Origin of the sequence: Burkholderia plantarii, from assembly GCF_001411805.1 — a bacterium.
Lineage (GTDB): Bacteria > Pseudomonadota > Gammaproteobacteria > Burkholderiales > Burkholderiaceae > Burkholderia > Burkholderia plantarii.
On the sequence record NZ_CP007212.1, the window covers coordinates 2844241 to 2855971 of the forward strand.

General features: G+C 67.3%; 10 protein-coding genes. 2 read left to right on the top strand and 8 right to left on the bottom strand.

Annotation, left to right across the window (positions count from 1 at the left end; translation table 11 throughout):
• Position 1: 1 nt before the first annotated feature.
• The 8 genes from rseP to rpsB form a co-directional block, all read right to left on the bottom strand.
• Positions 2-1384 carry an RIP metalloprotease RseP gene (gene rseP / locus bpln_RS12105; RefSeq protein WP_042625349.1) on the bottom strand — a complete coding sequence of 461 codons (1383 nt, stop codon included), beginning with the start codon at positions 1382-1384 and terminating at the stop codon, positions 2-4.
• Between the two features lie 13 nt (positions 1385-1397).
• On the bottom strand, positions 1398-2594 hold the full coding sequence (locus bpln_RS12110) for a 1-deoxy-D-xylulose-5-phosphate reductoisomerase (RefSeq protein ID WP_042625350.1): 1197 nt from the start codon (positions 2592-2594) through the stop codon (positions 1398-1400).
• Positions 2595-2610: 16 nt separating this feature from the next.
• Positions 2611-3444 (bottom strand): phosphatidate cytidylyltransferase, encoded by an 834-nt coding sequence (locus bpln_RS12115; RefSeq protein WP_055138925.1) that lies wholly within the window; start codon positions 3442-3444, stop codon positions 2611-2613.
• Positions 3438-4220, bottom strand: a complete 783-nt coding sequence (gene uppS / locus bpln_RS12120; RefSeq protein ID WP_042625352.1) for a polyprenyl diphosphate synthase — start codon at positions 4218-4220, stop codon at positions 3438-3440. The genes bpln_RS12115 and uppS overlap by 7 nt, the downstream gene beginning before the upstream one ends.
• Positions 4221-4275: 55 nt before the next feature.
• On the bottom strand, positions 4276-4836 hold the full coding sequence (gene frr / locus bpln_RS12125) for a ribosome recycling factor (protein ID WP_042625353.1): 561 nt from the start codon (positions 4834-4836) through the stop codon (positions 4276-4278).
• Between the two features lie 86 nt (positions 4837-4922).
• Positions 4923-5636, bottom strand: a complete 714-nt coding sequence (gene pyrH / locus bpln_RS12130; RefSeq protein WP_042625354.1) for a UMP kinase — start codon at positions 5634-5636, stop codon at positions 4923-4925.
• A 167-nt stretch (positions 5637-5803) separates the two neighbouring features.
• A complete protein-coding gene (gene tsf / locus bpln_RS12135; RefSeq protein ID WP_042626667.1) occupies positions 5804-6685 on the bottom strand; it encodes a translation elongation factor Ts in 882 nt (293 codons plus the stop codon).
• Positions 6686-6858: 173 nt separating this feature from the next.
• Complete coding sequence (rpsB, locus tag bpln_RS12140) at positions 6859-7599, bottom strand: 30S ribosomal protein S2 (protein WP_042625355.1); 741 nt, start codon at positions 7597-7599, stop codon at positions 6859-6861.
• A 447-nt stretch (positions 7600-8046) separates the two neighbouring features.
• Here rpsB and map point away from each other — a divergent pair, with 447 nt between their 5' ends.
• A complete protein-coding gene (gene map / locus bpln_RS12145) occupies positions 8047-8856 on the top strand; it encodes a type I methionyl aminopeptidase (protein WP_042625356.1) in 810 nt (269 codons plus the stop codon).
• A 172-nt stretch (positions 8857-9028) separates the two neighbouring features.
• Positions 9029-11605 (top strand): [protein-PII] uridylyltransferase, encoded by a 2577-nt coding sequence (locus bpln_RS12150; RefSeq protein ID WP_042625357.1) that lies wholly within the window; start codon positions 9029-9031, stop codon positions 11603-11605.
• Positions 11606-11731: the final 126 nt, after the last annotated feature.

Consider the following 11731-nt stretch of genomic DNA (forward strand, 5'->3'; position numbering starts at 1 on the left):
TTCAAGAATGGATTAAACGAGACAGATCGTTGAATAGCGCGATCGCCGACAGCGCGACGATGCAGATCAACCCCGCTCTTTGCAGAATCAGTTGCCAGCGGTCCGAAACGGCCCTCCCGGTCGCGGCTTCAACCAGATAATATAACAGATGCCCCCCGTCCAAAACCGGAATTGGCAGCAAGTTCAGCACGCCGAGACTGATACTGACGAGCGCGAGAAACGACAGAAACGCCGATAAACCAAGCCGTGCGCTCTTGCCGGCGTAATCGGCGATCGTCACCGGGCCGGACAGGTTCTTCAGCGAGGCCTCGCCGGTAAGCATGCGCCCGAACATCTTCAGCGAATAAACCGAAATGCCCCAGGTGCGGCGCACGCCGAGCTGGATGCTTTCGAGCGCGCCGTAGCGCACCTCGACCGACGGCGTATGCATCGCCAGCGCCGCGCCGATCCGGCCGATCTGCGCGCCGCCCGCGCCCGGCGCGGTATCGCGCTCGGCATGCGGGACGATGGTCAGCGTATGCTCGACGCCCGACCGCGAAATACGCAGCGCGAGCGGACGGCCCGCATGCGACTTGATGGCGTCGATGAAGCGCGTGGAGCCGGATACCGGCTTGCCGTCGAGCGCGACGATCCGGTCGCCCGGAATCAGGCCGGCCTGCTCCGAGGCGCTGCCCGGCGTGACGGCCGAGATCGACAGCGAGCCGCCGCCCGGCTCGAAGCCGAGCTGCGTCATGTAGTCGTCGTCGGCCGTCTGCTCGCCGAGGCGGCGCAGGTCGACCGGGAAATCGTAGGTCGCGCCGCCCGAGCGGGCGGCCAGGATCACCTGCCGGTGATCGAAACTCGCTCCGAGCAGCTTCCAGCGCAGGTCGGCCCACGAGCGCACCGGCTCGGGCGCGCCGCCGCGCGCGTCGCGCACCGACACGATGGTCTCGCCGCCGTCGAAGCCGGCGCGCGCCGCGGCCGTGTCGGCGGCCGGCGCGGCCACGATCGCGGCCGGCTCGGTCACGCCGGTGGCGAAGATCGTCGAGAACAGCAGGATCGCGAGCAGGAAGTTGGCGATCGGCCCGGCCGCCACGATCGCGATCCGCTTCCAGACCGATTGCCGGTTGAACGCGCGCGGCAGGTCGGCCGCGGCGATGCCCTCGGGGCCGGGATCGCGCTCGTCGAGCATCTTCACGTAGCCGCCGAGCGGCAGCGCGGCGAGCGTCCACTCGGTGCCGGTGCGCCGGCTCGTGCGCCGCAGCAGCGGCGTGCCGAAGCCGATCGAGAAGCGCAGCACCTTCACGCCGCACAGTCGCGCGACGCTGTAATGCCCGTATTCGTGGACGACGACCAGCACGCCGATCGCCACTGCAAACGCTACCAGCTCGATCAGCACGTTCATGCGCCCCTCTCGCTCAGGCTGCGCGCTCCGCGCGCGGAACTGGCAGGCCCGCGATCACCGCGGCTGCCGCGCGACGCGCCTCGGCATCGGCCGCGAGCACGTCGTCGAGGCCGGAGGCCTCGCGATTCGTCAGACTGTTGAGCACCGCGTCCACCGTGTGCGCGATGTCCATGAAGCCGATCCGGCGTTCGAGGAACGCATCCACCGCCAGTTCGTTCGCCGCGTTGAGCACCGTGCTCGCCACGCCGCCCGCGTCGAGCGCCTGGATCGCCAGCGCGAGGCACGGGAAGCGCTCGAGGTCGGGCTGCTCGAACGTGAGCGTGGCGATCTGCGCCAGGTCGAGCTGCGCGACGCCGGCGTCGACGCGCTCGGGAAATGCCAGCGCGTGCGCGATCGGCGTGCGCATGTCGGGGTTGCCGAGCTGCGCGAGCACCGAGCCGTCCTTGTACGAGACCAGCGAATGGATCACGCTCTGCGGGTGGATCAGCACGTCGATGCGGCTGCTCGGCAGTCCGAAGATCCAGTGCGCCTCGATCACCTCGAGGCCCTTGTTCATCATGGTGGCCGAATCGACCGAGATCTTGCGGCCCATCGACCAGTTCGGGTGCTTGCAGGCCTGCTCCGGCGTCACGTCGACGAGCGTGGCCGGCTCGCGGGTGCGGAACGGGCCGCCCGAGGCCGTCACGATGATCTTCTCGATCCCGCCATGCTCGGCGATATCGCGCGGCATGCACTGGAAGATCGCGTTGTGCTCGCTGTCCACCGGCAGCAGGATCGCGCCATGGTCGCGCACCGCGTCCATGAAGATCGAGCCCGACATCACCAGCGATTCCTTGTTGGCGAGCAGGATCCGCTTGCCCGCGCGCGCGGCGGCGAGGCTCGACGGCAGGCCCGCCGCGCCGACGATCGCGGCCACCACGGTGTCGCAGTCGTCGGCCTTCGCGACCTCGACGAGCGCGTCCGGCCCGTAGGCCACCTGGGTGCGGCTGCCGGCGGCGCGCAGCTTCGCCTCGACTTGCGCGGCGGTGGCGGCGTCGCCGACCACGGCCACTTCGGGCGTGAACGTCAGACACTGCGCGACCAGCTTGTCGCCGTTGCGATGCGCGGTTAGTGCATAAACCGAGAAGCGGTCCGGGTGCCGCGCGACGACGTCGAGCGTGCTGTCTCCGATCGAACCCGTCGAACCGAGGATTGTCAGGCGTTTTTGCATAGTGAGGGTCTAGTGTTTAACCGAGCAGCAGCACCGCGAGCGGCAGCACCGGCAGCAGCGCGTCGACGCGGTCGAGCACGCCGCCGTGGCCCGGCAGCAGGCCGCTCGAATCCTTCACGCCGGCCTGACGCTTGAGCAACGATTCGAACAGGTCGCCGACCACGCTGTAGGCCACCAGCAGCGTCAGCGCGGCGAGCGCGCCCGCCGCGCCGAAGCGCTGCGCGAGCGCCGAATACAGGGTCGGCTCGAACGCGCCGAGTGCGATCGCGAGGCCGGCCACGATCATTACGGCGAGCCAGCCGCCCAGCGCGCCCTCCCAGGTCTTGCCGGGACTGATCGACGGCGCCAGCTTGTGCCGGCCGAGCGCCTTGCCCGCGAAGTATGCGCCGATATCGGCGAGCCACACCACCAGCAGCATCGACAGCACGAACGCGATGCCGACCGCGCGCGCGGCCACCACCGCATGCCAGCAGGCCGCGAACACCACCAGCCCGGCCGCGAGCAGGAACGGCTTCCAGACGCGCTCGGCCAGTACCGGCTTGCGCCAGAGCGCGAACGGCCCGGCCAGCAGCCAGAATATCGCCGCGGCCTGGACGAGCGGCCGCGACGGTCCGAAACCGGCGTCCGGTCCGGCCCCGAGCCGCATGCTGGCGCCGAGCGCGAGCGCCGCGACGACCGCGTAGGCCACCGAGCCGGTCGGGCCGAACTTGAGCAGGCGCGCCCATTCCCAGGCCGCGAATACGAGCACGAGCGCGATCAGCGCGCCAAACGCCGCGAGCGGCGCGAACAGCGTGACCGGCAACAGCACCGCCAGCAGCACGACCGCCGTGATGACACGGGTCTTCAGCATGAAAGGGAGTCGACGTCCTGCGATTGAGGTTCGAGTTGCGCGCTGGTCCGCCCGAAGCGGCGCTCGCGGTCGGTGTAGGACGCCATCGCATCGGCGAGCGCGGTCGCGTCGAAATCGGGCCAGAACTTGCCCGTGAAATAGAACTCGGTGTAGGCGAGCTGCCAGAGCAGGAAGTTGCTCACGCGCTGCTCGCCGCCCGTGCGGATGAACAGATCCGGTTCAGGCGCATAGGCCATCGCCAGATGCGGCTCGAACGCGGCTTCGTCGACGGGAATTTCACGTCCCTCGCGCACCGCCTCGGCGATCAGCTTCCTGGTGGCCTGCAGGATGTCCCAGCGGCCGCCGTAGTTCGCGGCGATCGTCAGCGTGAGCCGCGTGTTGCGCGCGGTCTTGGTTTCCGCGCGTCGGATCAGCTCGCGGATGCGCGGCTCGAAACGCTCGAGATCGCCCACCACGCGCAGCCGGATGCCGTTCGCGTGCAGCTTGCCGACCTCGCGTTCGAGCGCGGTGATGAACAGCCGCATCAGGAACGAGACTTCGTCGGTGGGCCGCCGCCAGTTCTCGGAACTGAATGCGAACAGCGTCAGGTATTCGACACCCGCGCGCGCGCACCCTTCCACGACCGACCGGACCGCATCGACGCCGCGCGTGTGCCCCGCAACGCGCGGCAGGCGACGCTCGGTCGCCCACCTGCCGTTGCCGTCCATGATGATCGCGATGTGACGTGGCACGGCGGCAACGTCGGGCACGCGAACGGTAGAGCTGGTATAAGTCATGGCCGCTGAGACTGTAACTGCGGGAAAAAGTGCAACGAGCGCGCGAAAAGCCGCGTCACACCGTCATGATCTCGGCGTCCTTCGCCTGCACCAGCTTGTCGATTTCGGCGACGTGCTTGTCCGTCAGCTTCTGGACTTCGTCGCCGGCGCGACGCTCGTCGTCTTCCGAGATTTCCTTGTCCTTGACGAGCTTCTTCAGCTGCTCGTTGGCGTCGCGGCGCAGGTTGCGCACGGCCACCTTGGCCGTCTCGCCTTCGCTCTTGACCACCTTGGCCAGTTCGCGGCGGCGCTCTTCGGTCAGCGCGGGCATCGGCACGCGGATCAGGTCGCCCGAGGTAGACGGGTTCAGGCCCAGATCCGACTCGCGGATGGCCTTCTCGACCTTCGCGACCATCGGCTTCTCCCACGGCTGCACGCCGATCGTGCGCGCATCGACGAGCGTCAGGTTCGCGACCTGCGAGATCGGCACCATCGAGCCGTAGTAGTCGACCTGCACGTGATCGAGCATGCCCGTGTGTGCGCGACCGGTGCGGATCTTGGCCAGATCGTTCTTGAACGCTTCGATCGAGCGCTGCATCTTTTGCTCGACGCCCTTCTTCACATCAGCGAGACTCATTTCAACCTCCGAACCTTCGAATCTTCAAAACGACACGGGCCCGCATCCCGCCGGCGGCGTCATGCCGGGCCTGAATCGGCGTGAGTTTACACGTGGACGAGCGTACCCTCGTCCTCGCCCTGCACGATGCGCTTGAGCGCACCGGGCTTGTTGATCGAGAACACGCGAATCGGCAGCTTCTGATCGCGGCACAGCGCGAACGCCGTCGCGTCCATCACCTGCAGATTGCGGCCGATCGCCTCGTCGAAACTGATCGACGCGTAACGCGTGGCCGACGGATCCTTCTTCGGATCGGCCGTGTAGACGCCATCGACCTTGGTGGCCTTCAGCACGACTTCCGCGCCCACTTCCGAGCCGCGCAGCGCGGCGGCCGTGTCGGTCGTGAAGAACGGGTTGCCGGTACCGGCCGCGAAGATCACCACGCGCCCTTCCTCGAGCTGACGGATCGCGCGGGGCCGGATGTACGGCTCGACCACCTGGTCCATGCGCAGCGCCGACTGCACGCGCGCCTCGATGCCGGCGTGGCGCATCGCGTCCTGCAGCGCCAGCGCGTTCATCATCGTCGCCAGCATCCCCATATAGTCCGCCGTCGCGCGGTCCATGCCGGCCGCGCCGCCCGCCACGCCGCGGAAAATATTGCCGCCGCCGATCACCACGGCCAGTTGCGTGCCGAGGCGGACGACTTCGGCAATGTCCGCCACCATCCGTTCGATCGTCGCGCGGTTGATGCCGAAGGCATCGTCGCCCATCAGCGCTTCGCCGGAAAGTTTGAGGAGGACGCGTTTATAGGCATTGGGCATAGGAGCTTCCAGGCGACGAGAGGATGACAACCACGAACTGTAGGGGCGAAATACTGATTCGGGCAAGCGCCGCCAAATTCCGCGGCCCGCGAAGGCCGCGGCGTGCGGCGCTGCCGAACCGCGGCGGAGCGAGCGCCCGCCGCGGGTCCAACATTACTGCATGCGACTTACTGCTGCTTGGCCGCCGCGACCTGCGCCGCCACTTCGGCCGCGAAGTCGTCCTGGCGCTTCTCGATGCCTTCGCCGACCACGAACAGGGCGAATTTTTGCACCGCAGCATTGGCGGCCTTCAGCATCTGCTCGATCGTCTGCTTGTCGTTCTTCACGAACGGCTGGTTCAGCAGCGAGACTTCCTTCAGGAACTTCTGGACGCTGCCGTCGACCATCTTGGCGACGATCTCGGCCGGCTTGCCCGACTCGGCGGCCTTCTGCTCGGCCACGCGGCGTTCCTTCTCGATCAGGTCGGCCGGCACTTCGTCCGACGACAGCGAGACCGGCTTCATGGCCGCGACGTGCATCGCGACGTCCTTGCCGACCTGTTCGTCCGCGCCGGTGTACTCGACCAGCACGCCGATACGGGCACCGTGCAGGTACGAGGCGATCTGGTTGGCGGTCTCGAAGCGCACGAAACGGCGGATCGAGATGTTTTCGCCGATCTTGCCGACCAGTGCCAGACGCACTTCGTCGACCGTCTTGCCGTCGAGCGACAGCGCCGACAGCGCGGCCACGTCGGCCGGGTTCTGCGTCGCGATCAGTTCGGCGACGGTCTTCGAAAAGGCGAGGAAATCGTCGTTCTTGGCGACGAAGTCGGTTTCGCAGTTCAGCTCGACGAGCGCGCCCGCGCCGCCGCCGACGAACGACGCGACGACGCCTTCGGCCGTCACGCGCGATGCCGCCTTGCTCGCCTTGTTGCCGAGCTTCACGCGCAGCAGCTCTTCGGCCTTGCCCATGTCGCCATCGGCTTCGGTCAGCGCCTTCTTGCACTCCATCATCGGTGCATCGGTCTTCGCGCGCAGTTCTGCCACCATGCTTGCGGTAATTGCCGCCATCATTCGCTCCTAGGATCTGTATTCACAACGCCGCCCTTCGACCCGGACGGCGGGGATTCGTTTCCGACGTTTCGCGCCGGCGCGCCTCGCGGCGCCCGACACGCTGCCCGGGAACGCGGCTTAAAAAAAGGGGGCTTGTTGAGAGCCCCCTTCTTGTGCCGGCTCGGGACCGGTTACGCGTTCTCTTCGACGTACTCGTCGTCGCCGCGCACCGCCTGGACCACTTCGTTGACCGCGTTCGCACGGCCTTCGAGGATCGCGTCGGCCACGCCTTCGGCGTACAGCGCAACAGCCTTGCTCGAATCGTCGTTACCCGGGATCACGTAGTCCACGCCTTCCGGCGAGTGGTTCGTATCGACCACGGCGATGACGGGCACGCCCAGCTTGTTCGCTTCCGTGATGGCAATCTTGTGGTAGCCGACGTCGACCACGAAGATCGCGTCCGGAATGCCGCCCATGTCCTTCACGCCGCCGATCGACTTCTGCAGCTTGGCGATCTCGCGTTCGAACAGCAGCGCTTCCTTCTTGCTCATCTTCTCGGTTTCGCCCGATTCGACGGCCGCTTCCATGTCCTTCAGGCGCTTGATCGATACCTTCAGCGTCTTGAAGTTGGTCAGCATGCCGCCGAGCCAGCGTGCGTTCACAAACGGCATGCCGGCGCGCTGTGCTTCCTGAGCGATCGTGTCGCGCGACTGGCGCTTGGTGCCGACGAACAGGATCGTGCCCCGATTTGCCGACAGCTGACGCACGTACTTCTGTGCGTCGTTGAACATCGGCAGCGTCTTTTCGAGGTTGATGATGTGAATCTTGTTGCGGTGACCGAAAATGAACGGTGCCATCTTCGGGTTCCAGAAGCGCGTCTGGTGACCGAAGTGGACACCGGCTTCCAGCATTTGGCGCATCGTGACTGCCATGAGCGTGAATCTCCGCTAGGGTTGGGTCTTAAGCCGGCTGCCGTATCGCGGCGAACCTATGCACGCGACACCCAAGGGTGCGCCGGCTTGCGATTCGGCACGGGCGGGATGCTCGTGCCGGCAAGACTGGAACCCGGTTCGGACGCGGCTGAGGCCAATATCAAGCCGATATCAAAAGGGGATCCAGACTTAGCCAGAGAGTATAGCACGCCAGAATGACGGCTCTCAAGTCACCCATCGCTTTGCCGCGCCGGCTGCCATTCGGGCAAACCCGGGGGCGCACGGCGGACGAAACAGGACGACACCTGGGGACCGACCCGGGAAACGCCATCGCCCGAACAGCCCGAATGTGGCCCGAAACCCATGCCGGACAAGCCACGCAACGGCTGCGACCACCCCGATTCGGTGCGATAATCCCGAGATTACAGGCATTCCAGGTCACGAATCATGTCCATCACGATCAAGAACGATCACGATATCGAGCAGATGCGCGTCGCGTGCCGGCTCGCGAGCGAGGTGCTCGACTACATCACGCCGTTCGTCGTCGCGGGCACCACGACGGGCGAGATCGACCGGCTCTGCCACGAGTACATGACCAACGTGCAGGGCACCGTGCCGGCGCCGCTCAACTACCAGCCGCCCGGCTATCCGCCCTACCCGAAGGCGATCTGCACCTCGGTCAACGACGTGATCTGCCACGGCATTCCCGGCGACAAGGTACTGAAGAACGGCGACGCGCTCAACATCGACATCACCGTGATCAAGAACGGCTATTTCGGCGACACGAGCCGGATGTTCCTGATCGGCGAAGGCTCGATCATGGCCAGGCGGCTGATCCAGACCACCTACGAATGCATGTGGCTCGGCATCGAGCAGGTCCGGCCCGGCGCGCATCTCGGCGACATCGGCCACGCCATCCAGAGGCACGCGGAAAGCCGCGGCTACAGCGTGGTGCGCGAGTATTGCGGGCACGGCATCGGCACGGTGTTCCACGAGGATCCGCAGGTGGTCCACTACGGCCGCCCCGGCACCGGCATCGAGATCGTGCCGGGCATGATCTTCACGATCGAGCCGATGATTAACGCCGGCAAGCGCGACATCCGCACCATGCCGGACCAGTGGACCGTCAAGACGCGCGACCGCAGCCTCTCGGCGCAATGGGAACACACCGTGCTGGTCACGCCGACCGGCTACGAGGTGCTGACGGTATCGGCCGGCACGCCGGCGCGCCCGGCGCTCGACGCGGCCGTCGCCTGAGGCGGGCCGCCCTGCCGTCGGCCCCGGCACCGCGCTCCGCGACTGGCGCCCGGCATCGCAGGCCCGACCTGCGTCACCGATCAGTTTCGCCCGCTTCACCGGTTTCGTCCGCCTCACCCGTGTCAACCGCGGCCATTTCATCGCCTCACCTGCTTCGTTCGCCATCGCCACCATGAGCGTCCCCGCCGTCTCCGACACCGCAGTGTCCTCGCGCAAGGCCGAATTCCGTGCCGTCAAGGCCGAGCTGATCGCGCGCTTTCGCGCGGCGACCCGCGTCGAGGCGCTGATGCGCGCGCTGTCGCGCGCCACCGACGACGCGCTGCGCCAGATCTGGGACCAGTGCGAACTGCCCGGCTCGCTCGCGCTGGTCGCCGTCGGCGGCTTCGGGCGCGGCGAGCTGGCGCCGCATTCGGACGTCGACATCCTGGTGTTGCTGCCCGACGCGCACAACGGCGAGTTCGACGCGCGCATCGAGCGCTTCATCGGCATGGCCTGGGATCTCGGTCTCGAGATCGGCAGCAGCGTGCGCACCGTGGACGAATGCATCGCCGAATCGGCGCAGGACGTGACGGTGCAGACCTCGCTGCTGGAGGCGCGCCGCGTGACCGGCAGCGTGACGCTGTTCCGGCGCGCCGTGGCCCGCTATCGCGAGGCGCTCGACCCGCGCGCGTTCTTCCAGGCCAAGGTGCTGGAGCTGCGCCAGCGTCAGGCCAAATTCCAGGACACGCCGTACAGCCTCGAACCGAACGTGAAGGAAAGCCCGGGCGGGTTGCGCGACCTGCAGACGATTCTATGGGTCGCCCGCGCCGCCGATTTCGGCACCAGCTGGCGCGAACTCGACACGCGCGGGCTGATCACCGCGCGCGAAGCACGCGAGCTGCGCCGCAACGAGGGCTTCCTGAAGGCGCTGCGCGCGCGGCTGCACGTGATCACCGGGCGCCGCCAGGACATCCTCGTGTTCGACCTGCAGACCCAGGCGGCCGAGAGCTTCGGCTACGTGCCGACGCCGGCCAAGCGCGCCAGCGAACAGCTGATGCGCCGCTACTACTGGGCCGCGAAGGCGGTCACCCAGCTCGCGACGATCCTGATCCAGAACATCGAGGCGCAGCTATTCCCGGCCACCAGCGGCGTGACGCGCGTGCTCTCGCCGGGCCGCTTCGTCGAGAAGCAGGGCATGCTCGAGATCGCCACCGACGACGTGTTCGAGCGGCATCCCGACGCCGTGCTCGAAGCGTTCCTGCTCTACGAGACGACGCGCGGCGTGAAGGGGCTGTCGGCGCGCACGCTGCGTGCGCTCTACAACTCGCGCGACGTGATGAACGGCGCCTGGCGGCGCGACCCGCGCAATCGCGCGACGTTCATGAAGATCCTGCAGCAGACCGAGGGCGTCACGCACGCGTTCCGGCTGCTGAACCAGACCAGCGTGCTGGGCCGCTACCTGCTGAACTTCCGGCGCATCGTCGGGCAGATGCAGCACGACCTCTACCACGTCTACACCGTCGATCAGCACATCCTGATGGTGTTGCGCAACATCCGCCGCTTCGCGGTGGCCGAGCACGCGCACGAGTACCCGTTCTGCAGCCAGCTGATCGCGAACTTCGAGCGGCCCTGGGTGCTCTACGTGGCGGCGCTGTTCCATGACATCGCCAAGGGCCGCGGCGGCGACCACTCCACCCTCGGCATGGCCGATGCGCGACGTTTCTGCCGCGAGCACGGCATCACCGGCGACGACGCGGCGCTCGTGGTCTGGCTCGTCGAGCATCACCTGACCATGAGCCAGGTCGCGCAGAAACAGGACATCAGCGACCCCGAGGTGGTCAAGCGCTTCGCGGCCAAGGTCGGCAACGAGCGCTGGCTGACCGCGCTCTACCTGCTGACGGTGGCCGACATCCGCGGCACCAGCCCGAAGGTCTGGAACACCTGGAAGGGCAAACTGCTGGAGGACCTGTATCGCGCCACCAGCGCGGTGCTCGGCGGCGCGCAGCCCGACGCGCACTCGGAGCTGCGCACGCGCCGCGACGAGGCGCTCGCGCTGCTGCGGCTCGAGACCGTGCCCGAGGACGCGCACCGCCCGCTCTGGAGCCAGCTCGACGTCGGCTACTTCCTGCGTCACGACGCGGCCGACATCGCCTGGCAGACGCGCGTGCTGTACCGCCACGTGCAGGCCGACACCGCGATCGTGCGGGCGCGGCCCTCGCCCGTCGGCGACGCGCTGCAGGTGCTCGTCTACGTCAGGGACCGTTCGGACCTGTTCGCGGGCATCTGCGCGTACTTCGACCGCAACGGGCTGTCGGTGCTCGACGCGCGCGTGAGCACCACCAAGCACGGCTACGCGCTCGACAACTTCATCGTCACGCAGACCGAGCGCGACGTGCAGTACCGTGACATCGCCAACCTCGTCGAGCAGCAGCTCGCCGACCGGCTGACCAGCGCGGCACCGTTGCCGGAGCCTTCCAAGGGCCGGCTCTCGCGGCTGTCGCGCAGCTTCCCAATCACGCCCCGCGTCGACCTGCGCGCGGACGAGCGTGGTCAGTACTACATCCTGTCCGTGTCCGCCAACGACCGGCCGGGCCTTCTTTATTCGATCGCGCGCGTGCTGGCCGAGCACCGGGTCGGCGTCCACGCGGCGCGGATCAACACGCTCGGCGAACGCGTCGAGGACGTGTTCCTGCTCGACGGTGCCGGCTTGTCCGACAACCGGCTCCAGATCCAGGTCGAAACCGAGCTGCTGCGCGCGATCGCAGCCTGAGTGAAAGAAAGACAGCGTTTATGCGCACCAAACTAACCATCAAGAATCCTCGTCCGGCATCGCCGTCCCGCGCCCCGGTTCGCTCAGGCAGCCTCGTCGCGCGCAAGCCGACGCGTCCCGCCGCCC

Coding starts and splice junctions, on each gene's coding strand:
- tsf (WP_042626667.1), bottom strand. CDS start 6,685: ATGGCGGCAATTACCGCAAGCATGGTGGCAGAACTGCGCGCGAAGACC.
- bpln_RS12150 (WP_042625357.1), top strand. CDS start 9,029: ATGAGCGTCCCCGCCGTCTCCGACACCGCAGTGTCCTCGCGCAAGGCC.
- bpln_RS12110 (WP_042625350.1), bottom strand. CDS start 2,594: ATGCAAAAACGCCTGACAATCCTCGGTTCGACGGGTTCGATCGGAGAC.
- rseP (WP_042625349.1), bottom strand. CDS start 1,384: ATGAACGTGCTGATCGAGCTGGTAGCGTTTGCAGTGGCGATCGGCGTG.
- uppS (WP_042625352.1), bottom strand. CDS start 4,220: ATGACTTATACCAGCTCTACCGTTCGCGTGCCCGACGTTGCCGCCGTG.
- pyrH (WP_042625354.1), bottom strand. CDS start 5,636: ATGCCCAATGCCTATAAACGCGTCCTCCTCAAACTTTCCGGCGAAGCG.
- bpln_RS12115 (WP_055138925.1), bottom strand. CDS start 3,444: ATGCTGAAGACCCGTGTCATCACGGCGGTCGTGCTGCTGGCGGTGCTG.
- frr (WP_042625353.1), bottom strand. CDS start 4,836: ATGAGTCTCGCTGATGTGAAGAAGGGCGTCGAGCAAAAGATGCAGCGC.
- rpsB (WP_042625355.1), bottom strand. CDS start 7,599: ATGGCAGTCACGATGCGCCAAATGCTGGAAGCCGGTGTCCACTTCGGT.
- map (WP_042625356.1), top strand. CDS start 8,047: ATGTCCATCACGATCAAGAACGATCACGATATCGAGCAGATGCGCGTC.